We start from the raw sequence: 25193 nt of genomic DNA, 5'->3' as shown, positions 1-25193 counted from the left end.
GTCCATCCGCTCGAACGGCCGGCGGCGGGGGAATCCCCCCGCCTAACCGTCATGACCGCTTCACTCTTTCGTCACGACATCTTTTTCTTCGTCAGCTTCTTCCGCTTCAACCGGCTTGACGTCAGCCATAATGGCGTCCGGAACATGGTCGTCATCGTCATCAAAGTGTTCCATGTTGATCTCTTGCTCGTCGCTCGTCAAAACCGTGACATCCATGCCCAAGCTTTGCAATTCCTTAATCAACACTTTAAACGACTCCGGCACCCCCGGCTCAGGGATATTCTCCCCTTTGACGATCGCCTCGTACGTTTTGACGCGGCCGACGACGTCATCGGACTTGACAGTTAGGATTTCTTGCAGCGTATAGGCAGCTCCGTACGCCTCAAGCGCCCATACTTCCATTTCGCCAAAGCGCTGGCCGCCAAACTGCGCCTTGCCGCCAAGCGGCTGTTGCGTGACGAGCGAATACGGGCCCGTCGAGCGAGCGTGAAGCTTGTCGTCCACCATGTGGGCGAGTTTGATCATGTACATAATCCCGACTGACACGCGGTTGTCAAACGGCTCACCGGTGCGGCCGTCATACAGCACGGTTTTCGCGTCGCGGGCCATGCCGGCCTCTTCGAGAATGTTCCATACATCCTCTTCCGTTGCGCCGTCAAAGACCGGAGAGGCGATATGCAAGCCGAGCTTTTTCGCCGCCATGCCAAGGTGCAGCTCAAACACTTGCCCAATGTTCATCCGCGACGGAACGCCGAGCGGGTTTAGCATGATATCAACCGGAGTGCCATCCGGCAAGAACGGCATATCTTCTTCCGGAAGAATACGGGAAATGACCCCTTTGTTCCCGTGACGACCAGCCATTTTGTCACCTTCGGAAATTTTTCGCTTTTGCACAATGTAAACGCGCACCAATTGGTTGACGCCTGGCGGAAGCTCGTCGCCGTCTTCGCGGTTGAACACTTTGACATCGAGGACGATGCCGCCGCCGCCGTGCGGCACACGCAATGACGTATCGCGCACCTCGCGCGCTTTTTCCCCGAAGATCGCGTGCAGCAGCCGTTCTTCAGCCGTCAGTTCGGTCATCCCTTTTGGCGTCACTTTGCCAACGAGCAAGTCGCCGTCCTTCACTTCTGCACCGATGCGGACGATGCCGCGTTCATCCAAGTTTCTCAGCGCGTCTTCACCGACGTTCGGGATGTCGCGCGTAATTTCTTCCGGGCCGAGCTTCGTGTCGCGCGATTCGGCTTCGTATTCTTCGATATGAATTGACGTGTACACATCTTCTTTGACGAGCCGCTCGCTCATAATGATGGCATCCTCATAGTTGTAACCATCCCATGTCATGAAGGCGACGAGCACGTTGCGGCCAAGAGCGAGTTCGCCTTTATCCATCGACGGACCGTCCGCCAAAATCTCGCCTTTCTCGACAATGTCGCCTTTTTTCACAATTGGCCGTTGATTGTAGCACGTGCCTTGGTTTGAGCGCACAAATTTCAGCAGCCGATATTTATCTAAATCACCCTTGACTTCTTTGCCGTCGACTTCAATGAGCCGGCGCACCCAAATTTCCTTCGCCTCCACGCGTTCGACAATGCCGCGGTGTTTGCAAATGACCGCCGCGCCGGAGTCTTTCGCCGAGACGTACTCCATGCCCGTGCCGACGATCGGCGCTTCCGGCTCGAGCAGCGGCACCGCTTGTCGCTGCATGTTGGCTCCCATCAAGGCGCGGTTCGAGTCGTCGTTTTCCAAAAACGGAATGCAAGCGGTCGCGGCCGAGACGACTTGTTTGGGCGAAACGTCCATGTAGTCGACGCGGTCGCGCTTGACAACGATGTTTTCGCCGCGGAAACGGGCGATGACGTTTTCTTCAAGAAACGTTCCGTCTTCGGCAAGCGGCACGTTCGCCTGCGCCACGACATAGTTATCTTCCTCGTCGGCCGTCAAATAATCAATATGGTCGGTTACTCTCCCTGTTTCCGGGTCAACGCGCCGGTACGGCGTCTCAATAAAGCCGAACTTGTTCACTTTCGCGTAGGTCGACAACGAGTTGATGAGGCCGATGTTCGGACCTTCCGGCGTCTCGATCGGACACATCCGCCCGTAGTGCGAATAGTGAACATCGCGCACCTCAAACCCGGCGCGCTCGCGCGTCAATCCGCCAGGGCCAAGCGCGGACAGGCGGCGCTTATGCGTCAGTTCGGCCAACGGGTTCGTTTGATCCATGAACTGCGACAGCTGCGAGCTGCCGAAAAACTCTTTGATCGACGCAATGACTGGCCGAATGTTGATCAACTGCTGTGGTGTAATCGTATTTGTATCTTGGATCGACATGCGTTCGCGCACAACGCGCTCCATGCGCGATAGGCCGATGCGGAATTGGTTTTGCAGCAGTTCGCCGACCGAACGGAGGCGGCGGTTGCCTAAATGGTCGATGTCATCCGTATCGCCGACGCCGTGGAGCAAGTTGAAGAAATAGCTGATCGACGCAATGATGTCCGCTGGCGTAATATGTTTCACATCCTCAGCAATAAAGCCGTTGCCGATGACATTGATCACTTTGTCGCCATCTAAATCATTCGGGGCGTAAATTTTGACCGTCTGCACGGAAATGTCGCCGTCCGCCACCCCTTCAATCGGTCGGTACGTTCGCAAACCGATACCTTTTTCCAAATAAGGAAGAAGACGGTTCAGCGTTCGGCGGTCGATCATCGCTCCCGCTTCCGCAATGACCTCCCCGGTTTCCGGGTCGGCGATCGTCTCAGCGAGCCGCTGATTGAACAGCCGGTTTTTAATATGAAGCTTTTTGTTGATTTTATAGCGCCCCACGCTGGCCAAGTCGTAGCGTTTCGGGTCAAAAAAGCGCGACGCCAGCAAATTTTTCGCGTTCTCAAGCGTCGGCGGCTCGCCTGGACGGAGGCGCTCATAAATTTCGATCAACGCCTTTTCTGTGCTGTCGGTATTATCTTTTTCGAGCGTATTGCGCAAGTATTCATTGTCGCCAAGCAGATCGATGATTTCTTGGTCGGAGCTGAACCCGAGCGCACGAAGAAGCACCGTCACCGGCAGTTTGCGGGTGCGGTCGATACGCACGTAAACGACGTCTTTCGCATCGGTTTCGTACTCAAGCCATGCGCCGCGGTTCGGAATCACCGTCGCCGAGTAGCCGCGCTTGCCGTTTTTGTCCACTTTGTCGCTGTAGTACACGCTTGGTGAACGAACGAGCTGGGACACAATGACGCGTTCCGCTCCGTTGATGATAAACGTCCCGGTTTCCGTCATGAGCGGAAAATCACCCATAAACACGTCTTGTTCCTTCACTTCGCCCGTTTCCTTATTGATCAGGCGAACTTTGACGCGAAGCGGAGCCGCATATGTAACATCGCGTTCTTTCGCCTCTTCCACCGAGTATTTTGGCTCTCCTAAACTATAGTCGATAAATTCAAGCGAGAGATTGCCGGAAAAATCTTCGATCGGGGAAATTTCCTTGAACATTTCCCGCAGCCCTTCATCGAGAAACCATTGGTAAGAGGACGTTTGAATTTCAATCAAGTTCGGCAATTCCAGCACTTCGCTAATGCGTGCGTAGCTTCTGCGTTGGCGGTGTCGCCCATATTGAACCAGTCGGCCTGTCAAGAGTGATTCACCCCTCAAATGTAGACATTATGAAAACCGGAACCGGAACGTGGTCGCCAACGGATCGGAAGGGACATAAAAAACCATCCCTATCAGTTGGCCCGCTCCGTCATTCCGGGGCAAAGCAGGCATGCTTGCGGCCGGCCCCCGCCGTCCGGGCGGAAACGGCTTTGCTTGCGTGCACCACCGTTTCGGGAAAGGGGATTTCAACACGCTCCCGGTGCGAGGAAACCAGGCGTTGAATGGGGAAAAAAAGAAAATGGTTTCTATTGCAATAGAAAACCATATGGTTCATTGCTTATGGATTTTATCATTTTTTCCATTGCACACAAAATTATACGTCTCCCCTTTACACGGGAAATGTGCCTATTTAGCATTTTATAATGCTACCACAATCAAAAAACGGTGTCAACATTTTTTCGCCTTTATGATATAATATCCTTTTTTCTTGGCGACGACTTCTACAACGGGAAACCATTCGTTCAGCTTTTGCAAAGCGGAAGGGGCGCCTTGTTTTTTTTGGATGACCACCCATAGCTCGCCTTGATCAAGCAGATGATCGCGGCTTTGTTCAAAAATTGCGTACACGACCCGCTTGCCGGCCCGGATCGGCGGATTGGTGATAATGGCCGCAAACCGCTGTTCGCCGACTGCAGAAAACAGGTCGCTTTGGTAAACGACCGCATTGGCAATCGCGTTCGCTCGCCTGTTTGTCTCCGCCAGCTCGAGCGCCCGTTCGTTGATGTCAATCATGTGAACACGCCGATCCGGAAACGATCGAGCCAAGGCCAACCCGATCGGCCCGTATCCACAGCCGACATCCAACCAATCCCCCGCCACTTCAGGCTCTTCGAACGTTTCGATTAACAAGCGTGTACCAAAGTCCACGTCGCGTTTCGAAAACACTCCGCTGTCCGTCGTGAAGCGGAATTCATGTCCTCGCAGCACGTACGTCCACGTTTGCGGATTTCGCTCCGACGCTGGACGGACCGAGTAATAATGCTCACTCACGATCGTTCCCTCCTTTTTTGCTGACAGATTGCACCGCCTTCATCCCATAGTGTAACAAAAAAGAGACCGACCCTTGCTTCGGGCCAGCCTCTTTTTTCAGCGGCGCAGCCATTACTTGACTTCGACTTTCGCGCCAACTTCTTCGAGTTTTGCTTTAATTTCTTCAGCTTCTTCTTTGGAGACAGCTTCTTTGATCGGTTTCGGCGTGTTGTCAACCAAGTCTTTCGCTTCTTTCAAGCCAAGGCCAGTAAGTTCACGAACGACTTTGATGACCTTGATTTTTTGCGCACCAGCGTCAGCGAGAATGACATCGAATTCGGTTTTCTCAGCCGCCGCTTCAGCGCCAGCCGCTGCGCCGCCCGCTACAACAACCGGAGCCGCAGCCGTTACGCCAAATTCTTCTTCAATCGCTTTAACAAGTTCGTTTAACTCCAATACCGTCATGTTTTTCACTGCTTCAATGATTTGTTCTTTCGTCATCGTGACTTCCTCCTTTTTTGATCATGATCGTTTACGCATATCCGAGCGCGCTGTTACGCGCCTTGCTCTTCTTGCTTGTCAGCCACCGCTTTAACCGCAAGCGCCAAGTTGCGGATCGGGGCTTGAAGGACGCTAAGCAGCATCGAAAGCAAGCCTTCGCGGGACGGGAGTTTGGCCAAGGCATCGATTTCTTCTTTGCTGGCGACGCTTCCTTCAATGACACCGCCCTTGATTTCCAACGCCTCGTGCGTTTTAGCAAATTCGCTTAAAATTTTCGCCGGCGCCACGACATCTTCATTGCTGAAGGCAATGGCGTTCGGACCCGTAAACACTTCATCCAATCCTTCCAAGCCGACTTCCGCGAGCGCCCGGCGGGTTAATGTGTTCTTGTACACTTTAAACTCAATGCCCGCCTCACGCAGCTGTTTACGCAGCTCGGTCATTTCCGCCACGTTCAAGCCGCGGTAGTCGACGATGACCGTCGCCTTGCTGGCCCGGAATTTATCCGCGATTTCAGCGACGACCTGTTTTTTCAGTTCAATCGCGCTCGACACGTTCTGCACCTCCTGTGAAAAGAATCGAAGAATACCACTTATACCGCTTGGGCGTTCAACAAAAAACCTCCATGCCGCGTAGACATGGAGGTATCGTTCAGCGCACCGAACGGAAAACAGACGGCGCGCTGTTCTATCGTCCACATACCTCGGTAGGAAATTAAGCCGCAAACGGGCACCTACTGTCTACGGTACAAATGATATTCATTTGCTCAGCCAAATGGCATTTTAGCAGATGGGCAAGCAAAAGTCAACGGTTATTGCGCGACAGCTACCGTCGACGGATCGACTTTGATGCCAGGGCCCATCGTTGACGTAATCGTGACGTTTTTCACGTACGTCCCTTTCGCCGCCGCCGGCTTCGCTTTCAAAATCGCTTCGTAAACAGCGGCGAAGTTTTCAGCCAGCTTCTCGTTGTCAAACGACACTTTGCCGATTGGAACATGGATGTTCCCTGCTTTATCAACGCGGTACTCCACTTTCCCGGCTTTGATTTCTTGCACCGCTTTCGCGACGTCAAACGTGACGGTTCCGGTTTTCGGGTTTGGCATCAAGCCTTTCGGGCCTAAGATGCGGCCGAGTTTCCCGACTTCGCCCATCATGTCCGGCGTAGCAACGACGACGTCAAAGTCAAACCAACCTTGCTGGATTTTGTTGATATATTCGGTATCGCCGACATAGTCAGCGCCAGCGGCTTCCGCTTCTTTCGCTTTTTCCCCTTTCGCGAATACCAACACGCGCGCGACTTTCCCTGTGCCATGCGGCAGGACGACAGCGCCGCGGATTTGCTGGTCCGCTTTTTTCGGGTCAACGCCCAAACGGAACGCGACTTCGACCGTGGCGTCAAACTTCGCTACGTTCGTTTTCTTCACGAGCTCGATCGCTTCGGCAATCGGGTACGCTTTAAAGCGATCAACAAGCTTCAATGCTTCCAAGTATTTTTTTCCTCTTTTTGGCATATAAAACATCCTCCTCGGTTGTGGTTGTAGCGGAAAAAACCTCCCACACGAAACGCTCTTCACCCCGCGAAGAAAGTGAAGAAAGGCGCGGCAGGCAAGTGTCATTCATGGAGAAAGAGGTTGCCACTTGATGCAACCTCTCCTCCCGAGCCGCGCGACAGCATTAGTCTTCAATCACGATGCCCATGCTGCGGGCCGTGCCTTCGACCATGCGCATGGCGGCTTCAATGCTCGCCGCGTTCAAATCCGGCATTTTCAGCTCGGCGATCTCACGCACTTTGTCGCGTTTGATCGTCGCCACTTTGTTGCGGTTCGGTTCGCCGGAGCCCGATTCAATGCCAGCCGCTTTTTTCAGCAATACAGCGGCAGGCGGCGTTTTCGTGATGAATGTAAACGAACGGTCTTCAAAAACCGTAATTTCAACCGGAATGATCAACCCTGCTTGATCAGCCGTGCGAGCATTAAACTCTTTGCAAAACGCCATAATATTGACACCGGCTTGACCGAGCGCAGGACCTACTGGCGGCGCCGGATTCGCTTTTCCTGCAGGAATTTGCAATTTGACGACCTTGATGACTTTTTTCGCCACGAGACACACCTCCTTACGTCCGTGATGTGGTATTAGGGATTGCCCCTCCCACTCATCCGGCTCCCCATCTTATGAGCCGTTTCGATATCTCCCGTTTCCGTTGAGAGGATCAGCAGAACAATAACAGGCTCCCTTATACGCGCCGGTATAAGTTCATTGCTTGATGTCTCCGGTTCAGAGACATACTGACTTTAAAATAGTATCACTTTTCCCTAGTAATTGCAAGTTCTTTATCCAGCTAGATTTTTTCAATTTGGGAAAACTCGAGCTCCATCCGCGTTTCGCGCCCAAACATATCGATCAACAGTTTCACTTTATGCTTGTCTGGGTCAATAGCTTCAATTTTCCCGACAAAGTTCGCAAACGGCCCTTCTTTGATGCGGACCATTTCGTTCACTTCGTAGTCGACGTCCACCTCAGCGAGCGGCATGCCCATCCGCTTCAAAATTAGTTTGACTTCCTCCTCCATCAGCGGCGTCGGTTTTGAGCCGGCTCCGCTTGAGCCGACAAATCCGGTCACCCCCGGCGTATTGCGCACTACATACCATGAGTCGTCCGTCATGACCATTTCAACAAGCACATAGCCAGGAAACACTTTTTTCTTGGTCGTTTTTCGTTTTCCGTTTTTCACGTCGGTCTCGGTCTCTTCCGGAACGATGACGCGAAAAATTTTATCCTGCATCCCCATCGATTCAACACGCTTTTCCAAATTCGCCTTCACTTTGTTTTCGTATCCCGAATAGGTATGGACGACATACCAGTTTTTCTCCATCAGCGAGCCTCCCTCGGGCGGTTTTTATCCCATTTTTGCGCAAAACAAAAACCCGTTGCCGGGTTCCATGCTCGTGCGATTATCTTTCATTATAGCATATCATTCGCCTGCTTATTCAGACAAAAGACGAATGAGTTCGGAAATGCCGAGGTCGACAACGGCAAAAAAGACGGTGAAAAACACCACCGTAGCCAACACAATCGCCGTATAGTTCACCAATTCCTTCCGGTTGGGCCAGCTTACTTTTTTTAGCTCGCGCACAACTTCACGCAAAAAATTTGTTATCCGCTGCATCACTCGTACCTCCACGATCGCTCCAAACTGTCTCCATCACCGGTTTGATTTGGCGATGGACCGCACGCTTGCCGCATCTTGGTCAGCACTAGGCGCGCGCCGATCGTCTGCGCGGCAACGGCGCTGTTCGACGCTCCAACGTTCCGCCTGTTTCAGCCAGATGTCCATAAAAATTTATCATACTGTCCGTTCCGCTGTCAATGTCATGTTTTTCTCCTTGTCGCTGCCGACACGCCACCTACAAATGAACTTCACGATATTCCAAGTATTTTTCCAGCTTCCGCTTGACGCGCTGCAACGCGTTATCAATCGACTTGACATGGCGGTTCAATTCTTCGGAAATTTCTTGGTACGAGCGCCCATCCAAATATAACGCGAGCACTTTCCGCTCGAGGTCGCTTAACAGCTCAGCCATCTTCAACTCAATGTCCCCTACTTCCTCACGGTTGACGATCAGCTGTTCCGGATCGGTCGCCTGCGTGCCGGACAGCACGTCCATCAGCGTGCGGTCCGATTCATCATCATAAATCGGTTTGTCCAAAGACACATATGAATTGAGCGGAATATGCTTTTGGCGGGTCGCCGTTTTAATGGCGGTGATCATTTGCCTAGTGATACAAAGTTCTGCAAACGCTTTAAACGAAGAAAGCTTGTCCCCCTTGAAGTCGCGGACGGCCTTATACAGGCCGATCATCCCTTCCTGCACGATATCCTCCCGGTCAGCGCCGACCAAAAAATAGGAGCGGGCCTTAGCGCGCACAAAATTTTGGTACTTATGGATCAAAAAATCGAGCGCTTCCCCATCCCCCTCATGAACAAGCGCAACAAGCTGTTCGTCATCAAGGTGGCGATAATCCTTGATTTTATGTACGTTGACGCATTCCCCCACGCTGATCCCCCCGACCGCATAACTCGCTATTAGTTATTATACAGGACAAATTTTTACAGCGTCAACCGCTCATTTTTGCCCTCTTCGCCATTTTTCGAAGATTTCGGCAACTTGGTCACTGAGCGGCATTTTCGAGGTTGGGGTGTGCTGTTTGATATCGCTCAGTTTTTTGGAAATGTCCCGCTCGACCGATTCAACCTCATATAACAGCTCGCGGGCCGATTTGCGCAAGGCCCCTTGGCTGAACACCGTCCACTGCTCGGTGTAGTCGGAGGTAGCGACGTACACTTTCGTGCGCGCGTTCATCAATGTTTTTGCCAACCGTTCAATCCGCTCATCGGCCGTCTCATGCTCTTTTGTAAAAATGACGTCAATATCATAATGCTTATATTTTTTTTCATTGCCTTGCACGAGGTGGGCGTCAAACACAATGACGACATGATCGCCGGTGAATCCTTTATAATCGGCCAGTTTCGCAATTAACAAATCCCTTGCCGCTGCCAGATCGCCCTCTTCTTTCAGCCGGCGCAGCGCCGGCCATGCCCCGATCATGTTATAGCCGTCGACAATCAAAATGTTCATCGGCTATTCCCCTAACGGATACCGCTTCCGGTACACCTCGTACATGAGCAGGCTGGCGGCGACAGAGGCGTTGAGCGAGGTGACGTGCCCGCGCATCGGCAGCCGAACCAAAAAATCGCATTTTTCCAGCACCAACCGGCTGATCCCTTTCCCTTCGCTGCCGATCACGAGCGCCAGCGGCATCGTGCCATCGAGCGAACGGTAGTCATCTTTGGCAGCCGCATCGGTGCCGGCGATCCAGACGCCGCGCTCTTTCAGCTCGTCCATCGTCCGCGCCAAGTTTGTGACACGCGCGACCGGAACGTGCTCAATCGCCCCGGTCGAAGCCTTGGCCACCGTTGGGGTCAGCCCGACCGAACGCCGCTTCGGAATGATGAGGCCATGCGCCCCGACGGCGTCAGCGGTGCGCATGATCGCCCCTAAATTGTGCGGATCCTCAAGCTCGTCCAAAATGAGAAAAAACGGCGCCTCGCCCCGCTCGCCGGCGCGAGCGAACAAGTCATCGATTTCATAGTAGCGGTAAGCCGCCGCCTGGGCGATCACCCCTTGATGGGCCCCTTCCGCCATTTGGTCCAGCTTGCGTTTCGGGACGTATTGAACGAGCACGCCCCGCCGTTTCGCCCATTCAAGCACAGGTTCGACGGTATGGCGCTGCGCCCCTTCAGCGATCCAAATTTTATTGATGTCACGCCCCGCTTTGAGCGCTTCAATGACCGGATTTTTACCGATAATGTAGTCCATCATTCCAACGCCCTTTCTTCCCTTTCAATAATGGCAAAGGAACGGCTGATCAATTCCATAATCCGCGCTTCGTTATTCACTAAAAAATGATACCCAATCAGCGCTTCAAAGGCCGTGCTGTGCCGATACGTTTGCACATCGGTATTTTTGGGGATCGTGCCGGATTTGGCGTTGCGGCCGCGGCGAACAATCTCTTTTTCCTCATCGGTCAGCACGCCTTCGTCAAGCAGCGCGAAAATGACTTTCGCTTGCGCCCGCGCCGACACATAGCGAACCGCCCGCCGGTGCAGCTCATGCGGCCGAACGTTCCCAGCCGCGAGCAAATGGCGGCGCACGTACACATCATAGACCGCATCGCCGATGTAAGCGAGCGCCAAACCGTTTAACTGCCCTGCATTCTCGACTGTCTCAAACGGCATCATCGCTTACGATCCTCGTTTCCATCTCGTTCCTTGCGGCGTGTCTTCCAAAATGATGTTTTTGGCTCTCAGTTCGTCGCGAATGCGGTCAGCCAAGGCAAAATCGCGATTTTTTCGCGCTTCATTGCGCTTTTGGATCAGCGCTTCGATTTCCTCATCAAGCAGCTCCTCCTGTTTCAAGGTAAGTCCCAGTACGCCCGTCAGCTGCTCGAACTCGCGCAAAAACGCGGCAATGACCTTCTCGGACGTCGTTTTTTCCTGCAAGTACAAGTTGGCCTGTTTCGCCAATTCAAACAATACCGCAATGCCGTTTGCGGTGTTGAAATCGTCGTCCATTTCACGGATGAACGAAGCGCGGATGTCAGCAAGGCGCGACAACCATTCCTCATCATTGTCCGTCAAGTTCGTGCTTGCCTGCAGGCGATGCTGCAAATTGCTGTACGCCGTCTTCAGGCGCTCAAGCCCGCGCCGCGCGCTCTCAAGCAGCTCTTCGCTGTAGTTGATCGGATGGCGGTAATGCACCGACAGCATGAAAAAGCGCAGCACTTGCGGGTCGATCTGCCGGACGATATCGTGAACGAGCACGAAATTGCCAAGCGACTTCGACATTTTTTCGTTGTTAATATTTAAATACCCATTGTGCAGCCAATATTTCGCGAACGGTTTGCCGGTCAGCGCCTCCGACTGGGCGATTTCGTTTTCATGGTGCGGAAACGTCAAGTCTTGGCCGCCGGCGTGAATATCGATCGTATCGCCCAAATATTTGCGCGCCATCGCCGAGCATTCGATATGCCAGCCGGGCCGCCCCTTCCCCCATGGGCTGTCCCATGAAATCTCCCCTTCTTTCGCCGCTTTCCAAAGGGCAAAATCAAGCGGATCGTCCTTTTTCTCGCCAACTTCAATGCGCGCCCCCGCTTGCAGCTCATCGATCGATTGATGGGACAGCTTGCCGTATTCGCGGAACTTGCGCGTCCGGTAATACACATCGCCTTCGACTTCGTAGGCATATCCTTTGTCAATGAGCGTCTGAATAAATTCGATAATCGTACCGATGTTTTCGGTCACGCGCGGATGGATGTCCGCTTTTTTGCAGCCGAGCGCTTGAATGTCCTCAAAATACGCCTCAATGAACCGCTCGGCGATTGCCGGAACGCTCTCGCCGAGCTCGCGAGCCGCTTTGATCAGCTTGTCATCAACATCGGTAAAGTTCGATACATACGTCACATCATAGCCGCGGAACTCCAAATAGCGGCGGATCGTGTCAAAAACGATGGCGGCCCGCGCATTGCCGATATGAATATAGTTATACACCGTCGGGCCGCACACATACATTTTCACCTTGTTCGGTTCCAACGGCTCAAACGGTTCTTTTTTTCGCGTCAACGTATTATAAAGCCGTATGCTGCTCATACTCGTTCTTCCTTTCTTGTTGTTTCAATGCCTCAAGCTCGCTTTTCAGCCGAGCGATTTCCTCTTCAAGCTCCCGGAACCGGTCGGCGATCGGATCAGGCAGGTCAGTATGGTTTAAATCTTTCTTCACCCTTACCCCGTCGCGCACGACGACACGGCCCGGGATGCCGACGACGGTTGAATTGGGCGGCACGTCTTTTAACACGACCGAGCCGGCGCCGATTTTCGAGTTTTCCCCGATCGTAATCGATCCGAGCACTTTCGCGCCGGCAGCGATCAAACAGTTATCTTTAATCGTCGGATGGCGCTTCCCTTTTTCTTTTCCTGTCCCGCCTAATGTGACCCCTTGATAGACCGTGACATTGTCGCCGATTTCGCACGTCTCGCCGATCACCACGCCCATGCCGTGATCGATGAAAAAGCGGCGGCCGATTTTCGCGCCCGGATGGATTTCAATGCCGGTGAAAAAGCGGCTGATTTGTGAAATCAAGCGGGCAAGGAAATAAAATTTCCGCTTGTAAAGCGCGTGGGCGATCCGGTGCGCCCAGATGGCATGAAGGCCGGAATACGTTAAAATGACTTCCAAATAGCTTCTCGCCGCCGGGTCTTGTTCAAAAATGACTTCAATGTCCTCTTTCAATGTTTTAAACATGACATCCTCCCTCCACTTCTAAGAGACCGGTGATTTAAGGGGACAAGTCGCTTATCAAGCCCGTTTCTCAAATAGATAAGCCTTGTCGCATCAGGATCGCCTTTCAAGCGTTCCCCCATTGCTCAAGAGAAACAACCGTTTTTCACCAGCCTCCTAAGCTGTCTCGAATAAAAAACGTCTCTGTGCCGAAGACACAGAGACGCTGTTGGCGCGGTTCCACTCTGTTTAGCGAAACGGGGGGCGCTTCGCTCACTCGAGTCCGATAACGGAGATGCTCCGCTCCCCTCTACTGCAGAACGTCTCTGTTCCGGTTCGAAAGGAGGCTCCGAGGCGCATTTCGGATGGCACCGCACATAAGCCGCTCCCAGCCAAGACGGCTCTCTCTGGAATGCCGATGCCTCCTACTTTTCCTCGTCAACGCTTTATCATGATGAACTTGTTCCACCAAAAACTTTGTATTATTATATCACATTTACCGCCTGAACGTGCAAAGCGGAGTTAAAATTTTTGCTGCAGCGCCCGCTCCAGCCGCTCGATCACTTTTTGTTTGCCGAGCAGCTGAATGGCAAACGGCAGCTCCGGCCCGTGCGTTTGTCCGGTCACTGCGGCGCGGATCGGCATGAACAGCTTTTTCCCTTTTTGTCCGGTCGACTTTTGCACCGCTTTGATCGCTGCTTTAATCTCATCGGCCGTAAACGGTTCAAGCTCCCGCACGTTCGCTAAAAAGGCAGACAGCACTTCCGGCACCTGCTCCTCGGCCAGCACTTGACGCGCTTCCTCTTCATAGTCGACCTCTTCCTTGAAGAACAGCTCGGACAGCGGAACAATCTCCGCCCCGTAGCTCATTTGCTCTTGGTACAAGGCGATCAAATCGCGCGCCCATTGCCGCTGCTCCTCCGTCATATCCGCCGGCAGGCGCCCGGCTTTCACTAAATGCGGCAAAGCGAGATCAACGAGCCGATCGAGATCGAGCTGTTTCATGTATTGGTTGTTCATCCAGGCCAGCTTTTTCGTATCAAACATCGACGGCGATTTCGACAGCCGAGAGACGTCAAACAAGCGGATCAATTCGTCTTTCGTAAAAATTTCTTCTTCCCCTTCCGGCGACCAGCCAAGCAGCGCGAAAAAGTTGAACATCGCTTCTGGCAAATAGCCGAGCTCTTTGTATTGCGAAACGAACTGAATGATCGATTCATCGCGCTTCGACAGTTTTTTCCGCTGCTCGTTGACAATCAGCGTCAAATGGGCGAACTGCGGCGGCTCCCAGCCGAAATAGTCGTATACCATGAGCTGCTTCGGCGTATTGGACAAATGTTCCTCGCCGCGGAACACATGGCTGATCTCCATCAAATGGTCATCAATGACGACCGCAAAGTTGTACGTCGGAATGCCGTTCGCTTTGACGATCACCCAGTCACCGCCGACATCCTTGGACGCAAACGTCACTTTTCCGCGCACCAAGTCGTCAAACTCATACGTTTTTCCTTCCGGTACCTTGAGGCGAATGGTATATGGCTTTCCTTGCGCTTCCAACTCCGCCGTTTGCTCCGGGGTCAAATGCCGGCATTTGCCGCTGTATTGCGGAGCGGCGATGCCGGCGGCCCGCTGTTCCTCGCGTTCCCGTTCAAGCTCCTCCGGCGTGCAAAAACATTTGTACGCATGGCCTTGCTCAAGCAATTCATTCACATATTTCCGATAAATATCGAGCCGCTCCGTCTGCCGGTACGGACCGTAGCCGCCGTCTTTGTCGACCGACTCATCATAGTCGATGCCAAGCCATTGTAAGTTTTCAAGCTGCGACTGTTCGCCGCCTTCAATGTTCCGTTCAAGATCCGTATCCTCGATGCGGACGATCATTTTTCCACCGTGGTGGCGGGCAAACAAATAATTAAACAACGCTGTTCGCGCCCCGCCGATATGCAAATGGCCGGTCGGGCTCGGCGCATAGCGCACGCGCACCTCTTTTGCCATCGTCCAACCCCTCCACTTCCATCAAACTTGTGCTATTATTGTACCGTTTATCGCGGCAATGTTCAAAACGGACGGCTCGCCTCATCAGCGCTGTGCCGCCGGACGCCGGCCTCTTCCGCTCGACGCCTTCACGCCCCAGCGGAAAAACACGAGGCCGGAACGCTTCCGGATCCGTCATGCCGCCGCTTCCTAAGCGGTCATCATACGGCATCGCAGCACCCTAATATTACGCCCCGCTCTTTTGCAGCAATACGACCGCCTGGGCAGCAATGCCTTCTTCGCGCCCAGTGAATCCCAGTTTTTCTGTCGTCGTCGCCTTCACATTCACTTGCGAACGCTCAGCTTCGAGCAGCCGGGCGATGATCGCCCTCATCTCCTCAATATACGGGGCCATCTTTGGTTTTTGGGCAATAATCGTACAGTCCATGTTCGCCAACACATAGCCTTCTTGCCGAACGAGCCCCCATACGCGAGCAAGCAGTTCGGCTGAATCAGCATCTTTATAACGCGGATCGGTGTCAGGGAAGTGCCGCCCGATGTCGCCAGCGCCAATCGCGCCGAGGCACGCATCGGCCACCGCGTGCAACAGCACATCGGCATCAGAATGACCGAGCAACCCTTTCTCATATGGGATATGAACACCACCGATGATAAGCGGGCGCCCTTCCACGAGCTGATGAACGTCAAACCCTTGTCCAATGCGAAACATATCTTTTCCCCCATTCTACTCGACAAGGCGGCTTGCTAAAATCGCTTCGGCAAACAGCAGATCGTCCGGTGTTGTCAACTTAATGTTCTGATAGTCTCCCTCCAAAAGCCTCACCGGCTTGCCGAGCCGTTCGATGAGGCTGGCATCATCCGTGCCTAGGTAACCATCCCGTTTCGCCGCCTCGTGCGCCTCCATGATCAAAGACAGACGAAAAGCTTGTGGCGTTTGCACCGCCCACAAGCTGGAACGATCGATCGTTTCTTCAACAAACAAGCCGTTCGCTTTTTTAATCGTGTCTTTCACCCGCACGGCTGGAATGGCCGCCCCGTCTTGAACCGCGGCATCGGCCAGCTCATGCAACTGCCGGACGCGAATAAACGGGCGAGCGCCGTCATGGATGAGGACGATCCCCTCTCCCTTGAGCGCCTGCAGCCCGTTATACACGCTATGCTGCCGCTCCTGTCCGCCGTTGGCCAGCGCTGTGACTTTGCGGATGCGATAACGTTCAAGCAGTTGCGCCAACCGCTGTCGTTCAGCCGGGTTGACGACGAGCACAATGCCGGCGCACCGCTCATCGCCGTCAAACACTTTCAATGTCCGAACGATGAGCGGTTCGCCGCCAAGTTCAAGAAATTGCTTGTTCATGCCGGCGTTCATCCGCTTTCCTTGTCCGGCCGCCAACACGATCGCTTCATACTTCATTGGACGTTTCCCCTATTCTTCTAAAGCGCTTTTTGCAACAGTTTTAGCTTGGCAAAAATCATTCTCCCCGCAGATGTTTGTAACACGCTAGTCACCAAAACGTCAACCCGTTTGCCGATATATTCTTTGCCATCTTCCACAACGATCATTGTCCCATCGTCCAAATAGGCGACACCTTGGTTATGCTCTTTGCCGTCTTTGATGACGTGCACGTTCAGCTCTTCCCCCGGCAGCACGACCGGTTTGACCGCGTTCGCCAAGTCGTTGATGTTTAAGACGCGCACGTTTTGCAGCTCACATACTTTGTTTAAATTGAAATCGTTCGTCACAACGACCCCTTGCAGCTGCTTAGCCAATTTGACAAGCTTGCTGTCGACTTCTTGGACATCATTAAAATCCGCTTCATGAATTTCTACTTTCATGGCCATTTCTTTTTGAATGCGGTTCAAAATGTCCAAGCCGCGGCGGCCGCGGTTCCGCTTCAGCACGTCGGACGAATCGGCGATATGCTGCAATTCTTCGAGGACAAATCGCGGGATGACAAGCGGTCCTTCCAAAAAGCCGGTTTGACAAATGTCCGCAATCCGCCCATCGATGATGACGCTCGTGTCCAAAATTTTGACGGCGCCGCCTTTTGACGGTTCGTTCTCAACCTCTGCGCTTTTTTTCTTTGTCATGCGGTTGGAAAGCGAAAATAAATTCATTAGCTCATTCCGTTTCTTCCAACCAACGCGAAACCCTAAATAGCCGAGCAAAATGGTCAAAAAAACCGGCAGCACTGTATTGAGCACTTCAATGCGAAACGACTGCAACGGCATGACAATGAAAAACGCGATAATGAGACCAAAAATCAACCCAAGGCTGCCAAACAGCACATCGACGGCTGGCGCTTTCACCAATGTTTCCTCAACCCATCGGATCATATCGACGACATAATCCACAAGCCAAAACGTCAGCAAAAAGAACAGAACGGCCCCCAAGAGCGCCAACAAATATGAATGATGAAGAAGCGGCAGGCCGCTTACATTCAACAACTGAAACAAATCGGGCAGAAACATGGCGCCTAACGTTCCGCCTACGGCAAGAAAAAACAATTGTACAATCCGTTTCACCATCGGCCCATTTTCACCTCCTATTTAACATTATAAACAGTTTCCCATGTTTGAAACCAATTGGAAGACCATTTTTCACTATTTTTGAACATTCGACATCAACTTGTAACAATAGAAATGCCGATGATGCCGCGGCAGTTTGCGCCCATGATTTTCTTACGTTGATGGAAGCAAAAAGGGTTCACGTTTCGCCCGCTTTATAACATCGTATGCTCGAGCGCCTCAGCGACATGTGATACGCCGATTACTTGGATGCCGTCGGGGGGCTGCCAGCCCGTGATATTGTTTTTTGGCACAATGACGCGCGAAAACCCTAGTTTGGCCGCCTCTTGCACCCGTTGTTCAATGCGCGAGACACGGCGCACCTCGCCGGTCAAGCCAACCTCGCCGATGATCACATCGGCCGGATGGGTCGGCCGGTCGCGAAAACTTGAGGCGATGCTAACGGCGACCGCCAAGTCAATGGCCGGTTCGTCAAGCTTTACCCCGCCCGCTACCTTCAAGTAGGCGTCTTGGTTTTGCAACAGCAGCCCGACCCGCTTTTCAAGCACCGCCATCAGCAGCGAAACGCGGTTGTGATCGAGGCCGGTCGCCATTCGCCTTGGGTTGCCAAAACTCGTCGGCGAAACGAGCGCCTGAATTTCAACGAGCACCGGGCGCGTCCCTTCCATGGCCGCGACGACCGTTGAGCCCGCCGCTCCACGCGACCGCTCTTCCAAAAACACTTCCGACGGGTTTTCCACCTCTCGCAGCCCGATGTCGCGCATTTCAAAAATGCCGATTTCATTCGTCGAACCGAAGCGGTTTTTCACCGCCCGCAAAATACGGTACGTATGATGCCGCTCCCCTTCAAAATAAAGAACCGTATCAACCATATGTTCAAGCAAGCGCGGCCCGGCGATCGCCCCTTCTTTCGTCACATGGCCGACAATGAAAATGGCGATGCCTTTCGTTTTGGCGATTTTCATCAGCTCGGCCGTACATTCGCGCACTTGGGCGACGCTGCCCGGGGCTGACGTAATATCGGTTCGGTACACCGTCTGAATGGAATCGATGATCACACAGGCAGGCTGAATCGTTTCCACCGCTGTTACAATATATTCCATATTCGCTTCGGCTAACACATATAGTTCATTTGATTCGGCGTGGAGGCGCCCGGCGCGCAGCTTCACCTGCTTCACTGATTCCTCCCCGGATATATACAACACCTTGTGGCGGGCCGCGGCGAGCTGGGCCGACGTCTGCAGCAGCAACGTCGATTTGCCAATCCCAGGGTCACCGCCGATCAAGACGAGCGAACCTTTGACGATCCCGCCGCCGAGCACGCGATCGAGTTCCGCGCTGTTCGTTCGGATGCGCGGCTCTTGCGTAGCTGTGACCGCGGTAATCGGAACCGGTTGGGCCGAACTGGACGGTTCAGTGTGAAAAAACGCGCCGCGCCCAGAAACCGCCCGCTCGATTTCCTCCACAAACGAATTCCACGTTTGGCATCCTGGACAGCGGCCGAGCCATTTGGCCGACTCATAGCCGCACTCTTGACAAACAAACTTCGTTTTCTTTTTGACCATTTCTACAAACCCCTTCTATCGCCGGATCGGCAAGATGAGAAAAAAGGTATGGGCAGCAAACTGCCGCATACCCCTTCCCTTACACAACCGCCTGTTTCGCCAGCACGACAAACTCCCCGTCTTTGACATCGACGACGACTGTCTGCCCTTTGGCGATCGTGCCTTTTAGCAACTCTTCCGACAACCGATCTTCGATATGCTTTTGCAAGGCGCGGCGCAATGGGCGAGCGCCGTATTCCGGATCAAACCCTTCAGCGGCAATTTTCTCAATGGCCGCCTCGGTCAACTCCAAGTCAATATCCTGTTCCTTCAGGCGTTTCACAAGCGTATCGGCCATCAGGCGGACAATTTGTTTCAAATGTTCTTTTTCAAGCGAATGGAAGACGATAATTTCGTCGATCCGGTTTAAAAACTCTGGACGGAACGCCTTTTTCAGTTCGTCCATCACCTTGCTTTTCATGTCTTTATACTGCTGATGCTGATCTTGAATGTTAAATCCGACGTATTTGTTCCGCTTCAGCGCGTCGGCGCCAACGTTCGACGTCATAATGATGATCGTGTTGCGGAAGTCGACCGTCCGTCCTTTCGAGTCAGTCAAGCGCCCGTCTTCCAGCACCTGCAGCAAAATATTGAACACATCCGGATGCGCCTTTTCCATCTCATCGAGCAAAATGACGGAGTACGGCTTGCGGCGCACTTTTTCTGTCAGCTGGCCGCCTTCTTCGTAGCCGACATACCCCGGCGGTGAACCGATGAGCCGCGATGTCGAGTGTTTTTCCATATACTCCGACATGTCGATGCGGATCAGGGCGTCTTCATCGCCAAACATCGCTTCTGCTAAGGCGCGAGCCAATTCCGTTTTCCCAACGCCGGTCGGGCCGAGGAAAATAAACGAACCGATCGGGCGTTTCGGATCTTTCAGACCGGCGCGGGCGCGGCGCACCGCTTTCGCCACCGCTTTCACCGCCTCATCTTGGCCGACGACGCGGGCATGCAAAATCTCCTCAAGCTTGAGCAATCGTTCTGTTTCCGTTTCGGCCAGTTTCGATACCGGGATGCCGGTCCAGCTTGACACAACCGCAGCGATATCCTCCACCGTGACTTCCGAGTTTTCTTGCCCTTGTTTTTCCTTCCACGCCCGTTTCGTCTCTTCCAACTCTTCGCGCAGCCGTTGTTCCATATCGCGCAGCGAAGCCGCCTTTTCAAACTCTTGGCTTTGCACGGCAGCATCTTTTTCCTTCCGCACTTCCTCGAGCTTTTGCTCGAGCTCTTTCAGCTTCGGCGGCGCTGTAAACGAACGGAGGCGCACTTTCGAGCAAGCTTCGTCGATCAAGTCAATCGCCTTATCGGGCAGGAAACGGTCGGTAATGTAACGATCGGACAGCTTCACTGCTTGCTCAATCGCTTCATCGGAAATGGAAACACGATGGTGCGCCTCATAGCGGTCGCGCAGCCCTTTTAAAATTTGGATCGATTCTTCAACAGTCGGTTCATCGACATAAATCGGCTGGAAACGACGTTCAAGAGCAGCATCTTTCTCGATGTACTTCCGATATTCATCAAGCGTCGTCGCTCCGATGCATTGCAATTCTCCGCGCGCCAACGCCGGTTTTAAAATATTCGACGCGTCGATCGCTCCTTCCGCCCCGCCGGCGCCGATCAGCGTATGCAGTTCATCGATGAACAGAATGATGTTGCCCGCCTGCCGGATTTCATCCATCACTTTTTTCAAACGGTCTTCGAACTCGCCACGGTATTTCGTTCCGGCGACAACCGTTCCCATATCGAGCGTCATCACCCGTTTGTCGCGCAGCGTTTCCGGCACCTCGTTATTGACGATTTGCTGCGCCAGCCCTTCAGCGATCGCGGTTTTTCCGACTCCCGGCTCCCCAATCAGCACCGGGTTGTTTTTCGTCCGTCTGCTTAATACTTCAATGACGCGCTGAATCTCTTTGCTCCGGCCGATAACCGGATCAAGGCGACCTTCGCGAGCGATCGCCGTCAGGTCGCGAGCGAGGCTGTCAAGCGTTGGCGTGCTCACATGTGAGGCCCCTCCGCCTCCATGGCCTGAGATCGATTCGTTGCTGCCGAGCAGCTGCAGCACTTGTTGGCGCGCTTTGTTCAAGCTGACGCCCAAGTTGTTCAGCACACGGGCCGCTACCCCTTCCCCTTCACGGATGAGCCCAAGCAAAATATGTTCCGTGCCGACATAGGAATGGCCAAGCTTCCGCGCTTCATCCATCGACAGCTCAATGACTTTTTTCGCCCGCGGCGTATAATGAATCGTGTGCGACGCTTCATTGCCACGGCCGATGAGCGATTCGACTTCTTTTTGAATTTTTTCAGGGCCTAGTCCGAGCGCCATGAGCGCTTTGGCTGCAATTCCTTCCCCTTCACGAATCAATCCGAGCAAAATATGTTCGGTCCCGATATTGTTATGGCCAAGGCGAATGGCTTCTTCTTGCGCCAGCGCCAGCACCTTTTGTGCCCGTTCCGTAAATCTGCCAAACATCATCGTTCATCACCCTCCATCTTTCTTCTTTCTTCCATTTTTAGACGTTCTCGAATCAGCGCTGCACGGCGGACGTCGCGTTCTTCCGGGCGGAGCGCCCCACCGGCGTACTGTTGCAAAAATCCTGGCTGCGTCAAAATCATCAGCTCATTTAAAATGTTGCGCGAGATGTTTTGGATATATCCTAAATCAATGCCAAGACGCACATCGGACAAACATTGCGCCGCCTCTTTTGATTCGATGACGCGGCAGTTGGCCAATATGCCGTATGAACGGAACACTTTATCTTCTAATTGTATGCCCAAAGTTTTGACTAATGCCTGGCGCGCCGCTCGTTCTTGGGCGATCAGCTGCTGGACGATCATATGCAAATCAGCGACAATATCTTCCTCCGATTTGCCGAGTGTGATCTGGTTGGAAATTTGGAAAATGTTCCCCAACGCCTCGCTCCCTTCGCCGTATGTCCCGCGAACGACAAGACCGAGTTGATTGATCGCCGGAACAATGCGGTTCATTTGCTGCGTCAAGACAAGCGCCGGAAGATGCATCATTACCGAAGCCCGCAACCCCGTCCCCACATTGGTGGGACAGCTTGTCAAATAGCCAAGCCGTTCATCGAAGGCGTAGTTGACATGCCCTTCAATCCAATCGTCCAATTCGCTCGCTGCTTCCAGCGCCTCAGCAAGCTGCAAACCGGGGAACAGGCATTGGATGCGAATATGATCCTCTTCGTTAATCATGATGCTGATTTTTTCGTTCTCCGAGAGCAGGCAGGCGCCAAACGGCGAATCTTCCGCCAAATGAGGACTGATCAAATGTTTTTCCACCAAAACCCTCTTTTCAATTGGCTGAAGCTCCGACATTTTCAACAGCTCGAAACGCCCCGCCTCCCTATAAGAGCGGTGCGCAAACGCCCGCTCGAACAGCGAGACGATTTGTCTTGCCTCCTCGCTGCTGAACAGCGTCGGAAAACGAAAATCAACGATATTGCGCGCCAGCCGGATGCGGCTGCTTAAGACGATATCCGAATCCGGTCCCTCTTGACTCATCCACGAACTGACCGCAGTATTGAAAAATTTCTCAAACGACATGCCGTTACATATCCCCCTCTCCGCGCTGGCGAAGTTCATTTTCCAACGAGCGGATTTGGTCACGCACCTCTGCCGCCCGCTCAAATTCCTCGCGGGCGATCAATTCCTGAAGCTTTTGTTTCAGAGCGGCAAGCTGCTTGCGCAAATGAAGCACGCCCCCTTTTCGCTTCGGAATTTTCCCTGAATGGGCCGTATTGCCGCTATGAAGCCGTTTCAAGATCGGCGGCAAGTAACGGGCAAATGTTCGATAACAATCCGCACAGCCGAACCGCCCAATTTGTGTAAACTGATGATAGGTCATCTGGCATGTCTGGCACTGCAGCAAATCCGGGTTTGGAAACGCGTTCGCCGTCATCTCCTTCACCGGAGCCTCGAAGTTGAGTAACCCCGCCAACAAGTTGTTGAGTGGAAAATCGTCGTGGCCATATAACATAAACATATGGCCGTGCTCCTTAGCGCATTGTTCGCAAAGATGAAACTCCGTTTTTTCTCCGTTGACGATTTTCGTAAAATGCATCGTAGCCGGCCGTTGCTTGCATTCTTGGCAAACCAAAGACTTCCCCTCCCCCTATTTATATTTCAGCGACGTCAACATCGCCTTCAGCATGCGCGCTCGCAGTTCATCCCGTTCAGGCAGGTCAATGTATAAAACGGAGCGATCCATGACACTTAACATCATTTTTGCCTCGCGCTCCGAAATCACGTTTTCATCAACGAGACGTTTCACCATATTCTCAGCATTCGACTGGCTGATGCGAGAACCAATGAGCTCAAGCAGCTGATCAATGAGCTGCGCCTCACTTTTTGTCTTTACCTTCATAATCCGAATATACCCGCCGCCGCCGCGTTTGCTTTCAACAATATATCCTCTTTCCAAGGTAAACCTTGTGTTGATGACATAATTGATTTGTGACGGAACGCATTGAAACTTACTGGCGATTTCACTTCGCTTAATTTCTACAATATCTTGATCACTCATATTGAGAACTTGCTTTAAATATTGCTCAATAATGTCGGAAATGTTTGGCACTCTACCTCCCACCTTCCTTACAACCGAACTGCTCAGACGATCAAATCCATCCGTTGACTTTGACTATATTTGACCTTACTTTTACTATATAATGTATGGCGAAAAAATGCAAGCGTTACTGAAAAACAGCGGGCATCTATAGAATATCCTCTTTTTCCAATGGCAAAACGTCAAAAAAACAGATAAACAAAAAGCACGCCTTTTCTCCGAAAAGAAAAGGCGTGCTAAAAGATCTACTGCCTAGCAGCGACCTACTCTTGCAGGGGCGCTGGCCCCAACTACCATCGGCGCTGGAGGGCTTAACTTCCGTGTTCGGGATGGGAACGGGTGTTTCCCCTCCGCTATCACCACTAGGCAAGCCATTCCGTTTTTCATGAATCATTATACCAGAAAATTAATTCCTGTCAAGAAGGAACGCATTCCTTCAAAACTAGATAACCGTCGGAAGAAGCCGCGCTTCGTACTGTCTAGCTCCGGCCGCCATCGGCTCGCGACGCTTCGGTCCTGCTATGGCGGTATAGCCTCCTCGCAGGCCCTCCAGCGCGTTTCACCGATCGGCGGGGGTCCTCCGCTTTTCTAGGTTAAGCCCTCGATCGATTAGTATCCGTCAGCTCCACGTGTCGCCACGCTTCCACCTCGGACCTATCGACCTCGTCATCTTCGAGGGATCTTACTCGCCTAACGCGATGGGAAATCTCATCTTGAGGGGGGCTTCACGCTTAGATGCTTTCAGCGCTTATCCCGTCCGCACATAGCTACCCAGCGGTGCCCCTGGCGGGACAACTGGTACACCAGCGGTGCGTCCATCCCGGTCCTCTCGTACTAAGGACAGCTCCTCGCAAATTTCCTACGCCCGCGACGGATAGGGACCGAACTGTCTCACGACGTTCTGAACCCAGCTCGCGTACCGCTTTAATGGGCGAACAGCCCAACCCTTGGGACCGACTACAGCCCCAGGATGCGATGAGCCGACATCGAGGTGCCAAACCTCCCCGTCGATGTGGACTCTTGGGGGAGATCAGCCTGTTATCCCCGGGGTAGCTTTTATCCGTTGAGCGATGGCCCTTCCATGCGGAACCACCGGATCACTAAGCCCGACTTTCGTCCCTGCTCGACCTGTCCGTCTCGCAGTCAAGCTCCCTTGTGCCTTTGCACTCTCCGAATGATTTCCAACCATTCTGAGGGAACCTTTGGGCGCCTCCGTTACCTTTTGGGAGGCGACCGCCCCAGTCAAACTGCCCACCTGACACTGTCTCCCACCCCGCTGAAGGGGTGCGGGTTAGAATTTCAATACCGCCAGGGTGGTATCCCACCGGCGCCTCCACCGAAGCTGGCGCTCCGGCTTCTTAGGCTCCCACCTATCCTGTACAAGCGATACCAAAATTCCATATCAGGCTGCAGTAAAGCTCCACGGGGTCTTTCCGTCCTGTCGCGGGAAACCTGCATCTTCACAGGTAGTATAATTTCACCGGGTCTCTCGTTGAGACAGCGCCCAAGTCGTTACACCTTTCGT

Annotated in this window: 24 protein-coding genes, 2 rRNA genes and 2 other annotated features (1 of these 28 cut by a window edge); all 26 genes read right to left on the bottom strand. The window is 53.0% G+C overall.

From position 1 onward, the window contains the following. Positions 1–60 precede the first annotated feature (60 nt). On the bottom strand, positions 61–3633 hold the full coding sequence (gene rpoB / locus ACTVIM_RS00610; RefSeq protein WP_033021017.1) for a DNA-directed RNA polymerase subunit beta: 3573 nt from the start codon (positions 3631–3633) through the stop codon (positions 61–63). A gap of 408 nt (positions 3634–4041) precedes the next feature. Continuing rightward, positions 4042–4644, bottom strand: coding sequence for a class I SAM-dependent methyltransferase (locus ACTVIM_RS00605; protein WP_033842686.1), 603 nt, complete (start codon positions 4642–4644; stop codon positions 4042–4044). 111 nt (positions 4645–4755) lie between these two features. Continuing rightward, positions 4756–5124: a 50S ribosomal protein L7/L12 gene (rplL, locus tag ACTVIM_RS00600; RefSeq protein ID WP_033008641.1), complete on the bottom strand. Its 369-nt coding sequence runs from the start codon at positions 5122–5124 to the stop codon at positions 4756–4758. 53 nt (positions 5125–5177) lie between these two features. After that, positions 5178–5678 carry a 50S ribosomal protein L10 gene (rplJ, locus tag ACTVIM_RS00595; RefSeq protein WP_445613342.1) on the bottom strand — a complete coding sequence of 167 codons (501 nt, stop codon included), beginning with the start codon at positions 5676–5678 and terminating at the stop codon, positions 5178–5180. A 51-nt stretch (positions 5679–5729) separates the two neighbouring features. Then, positions 5730–5888 (bottom strand) — a sequence feature (ribosomal protein L10 leader region). A gap of 47 nt (positions 5889–5935) precedes the next feature. Then, on the bottom strand, positions 5936–6637 hold the full coding sequence (gene rplA, locus ACTVIM_RS00590) for a 50S ribosomal protein L1 (RefSeq protein WP_033021026.1): 702 nt from the start codon (positions 6635–6637) through the stop codon (positions 5936–5938). A gap of 163 nt (positions 6638–6800) precedes the next feature. Further along, positions 6801–7226 (bottom strand): 50S ribosomal protein L11, encoded by a 426-nt coding sequence (gene rplK, locus ACTVIM_RS00585; RefSeq protein WP_033842689.1) that lies wholly within the window; start codon positions 7224–7226, stop codon positions 6801–6803. A gap of 238 nt (positions 7227–7464) precedes the next feature. After that, positions 7465–7998: a transcription termination/antitermination protein NusG gene (gene nusG, locus ACTVIM_RS00580; RefSeq protein ID WP_033021037.1), complete on the bottom strand. Its 534-nt coding sequence runs from the start codon at positions 7996–7998 to the stop codon at positions 7465–7467. A gap of 111 nt (positions 7999–8109) precedes the next feature. Continuing rightward, entirely contained in the window at positions 8110–8292 is a 183-nt protein-coding gene (secE, locus tag ACTVIM_RS00575) for a preprotein translocase subunit SecE (protein ID WP_033021039.1), read from the bottom strand. 36 nt (positions 8293–8328) lie between these two features. Beyond that, positions 8329–8460, bottom strand: a complete 132-nt coding sequence (locus ACTVIM_RS00570; RefSeq protein WP_255358694.1) for a hypothetical protein — start codon at positions 8458–8460, stop codon at positions 8329–8331. Positions 8461–8530: 70 nt separating this feature from the next. After that, positions 8531–9181 carry an RNA polymerase sporulation sigma factor SigH gene (gene sigH, locus ACTVIM_RS00565; RefSeq protein ID WP_144972358.1) on the bottom strand — a complete coding sequence of 217 codons (651 nt, stop codon included), beginning with the start codon at positions 9179–9181 and terminating at the stop codon, positions 8531–8533. Between the two features lie 69 nt (positions 9182–9250). Further along, positions 9251–9763: an NYN domain-containing protein gene (locus ACTVIM_RS00560; RefSeq protein ID WP_033021043.1), complete on the bottom strand. Its 513-nt coding sequence runs from the start codon at positions 9761–9763 to the stop codon at positions 9251–9253. A 3-nt stretch (positions 9764–9766) separates the two neighbouring features. Further along, a complete protein-coding gene (rlmB, locus tag ACTVIM_RS00555; RefSeq protein ID WP_445613341.1) occupies positions 9767–10504 on the bottom strand; it encodes a 23S rRNA (guanosine(2251)-2'-O)-methyltransferase RlmB in 738 nt (245 codons plus the stop codon). Further along, on the bottom strand, positions 10504–10926 hold the full coding sequence (locus ACTVIM_RS00550; RefSeq protein ID WP_445613340.1) for a Mini-ribonuclease 3: 423 nt from the start codon (positions 10924–10926) through the stop codon (positions 10504–10506). The genes rlmB and ACTVIM_RS00550 overlap by 1 nt, the downstream gene beginning before the upstream one ends. A 3-nt stretch (positions 10927–10929) precedes the next feature. Further along, the gene (gene cysS, locus ACTVIM_RS00545) at positions 10930–12333 is read right to left on the bottom strand and encodes a cysteine--tRNA ligase (RefSeq protein WP_033021049.1); all 1404 of its coding nucleotides are present in this window, start codon (positions 12331–12333) and stop codon (positions 10930–10932) included. Further along, entirely contained in the window at positions 12311–12985 is a 675-nt protein-coding gene (gene cysE / locus ACTVIM_RS00540; protein ID WP_033021051.1) for a serine O-acetyltransferase, read from the bottom strand. Before cysE ends, cysS begins: the two co-directional genes overlap by 23 nt. A 192-nt stretch (positions 12986–13177) precedes the next feature. Then, positions 13178–13412 (bottom strand) — a binding site (T-box leader). Positions 13413–13483: 71 nt separating this feature from the next. After that, entirely contained in the window at positions 13484–14956 is a 1473-nt protein-coding gene (gene gltX / locus ACTVIM_RS00535) for a glutamate--tRNA ligase (protein ID WP_445613339.1), read from the bottom strand. Between the two features lie 226 nt (positions 14957–15182). Beyond that, the gene (gene ispF, locus ACTVIM_RS00530) at positions 15183–15665 is read right to left on the bottom strand and encodes a 2-C-methyl-D-erythritol 2,4-cyclodiphosphate synthase (protein WP_033021056.1); all 483 of its coding nucleotides are present in this window, start codon (positions 15663–15665) and stop codon (positions 15183–15185) included. 15 nt (positions 15666–15680) lie between these two features. Beyond that, positions 15681–16367, bottom strand: a complete 687-nt coding sequence (gene ispD, locus ACTVIM_RS00525) for a 2-C-methyl-D-erythritol 4-phosphate cytidylyltransferase (protein ID WP_144972344.1) — start codon at positions 16365–16367, stop codon at positions 15681–15683. Between the two features lie 20 nt (positions 16368–16387). Continuing rightward, positions 16388–17482: a PIN/TRAM domain-containing protein gene (locus ACTVIM_RS00520; protein ID WP_445613338.1), complete on the bottom strand. Its 1095-nt coding sequence runs from the start codon at positions 17480–17482 to the stop codon at positions 16388–16390. Between the two features lie 194 nt (positions 17483–17676). Then, the gene (radA, locus tag ACTVIM_RS00515) at positions 17677–19047 is read right to left on the bottom strand and encodes a DNA repair protein RadA (RefSeq protein ID WP_445613337.1); all 1371 of its coding nucleotides are present in this window, start codon (positions 19045–19047) and stop codon (positions 17677–17679) included. Positions 19048–19126: 79 nt separating this feature from the next. Continuing rightward, positions 19127–21562 (bottom strand): ATP-dependent protease ATP-binding subunit ClpC, encoded by a 2436-nt coding sequence (gene clpC / locus ACTVIM_RS00510; protein ID WP_033021066.1) that lies wholly within the window; start codon positions 21560–21562, stop codon positions 19127–19129. Further along, a complete protein-coding gene (locus ACTVIM_RS00505; protein WP_445613336.1) occupies positions 21559–22650 on the bottom strand; it encodes a protein arginine kinase in 1092 nt (363 codons plus the stop codon). Before ACTVIM_RS00505 ends, clpC begins: the two co-directional genes overlap by 4 nt. A gap of 4 nt (positions 22651–22654) precedes the next feature. After that, positions 22655–23203 (bottom strand): UvrB/UvrC motif-containing protein, encoded by a 549-nt coding sequence (locus tag ACTVIM_RS00500; RefSeq protein WP_033021072.1) that lies wholly within the window; start codon positions 23201–23203, stop codon positions 22655–22657. Between the two features lie 15 nt (positions 23204–23218). Next, positions 23219–23680: a CtsR family transcriptional regulator gene (locus ACTVIM_RS00495; RefSeq protein WP_033021074.1), complete on the bottom strand. Its 462-nt coding sequence runs from the start codon at positions 23678–23680 to the stop codon at positions 23219–23221. Between the two features lie 238 nt (positions 23681–23918). After that, positions 23919–24035: ribosomal RNA gene (rrf, locus tag ACTVIM_RS00490) — 5S ribosomal RNA — on the bottom strand. A gap of 222 nt (positions 24036–24257) precedes the next feature. Beyond that, positions 24258–25193 (bottom strand): 23S ribosomal RNA (locus ACTVIM_RS00485) (it continues 1995 nt past the right edge of the window).

The sequence above is a fragment of the Geobacillus sp. YF-1 genome, assembly GCF_052692335.1.
Note: the sequence above shows the minus strand (reverse complement) of the source record. Positions and strands in the feature narration are given on the sequence as shown.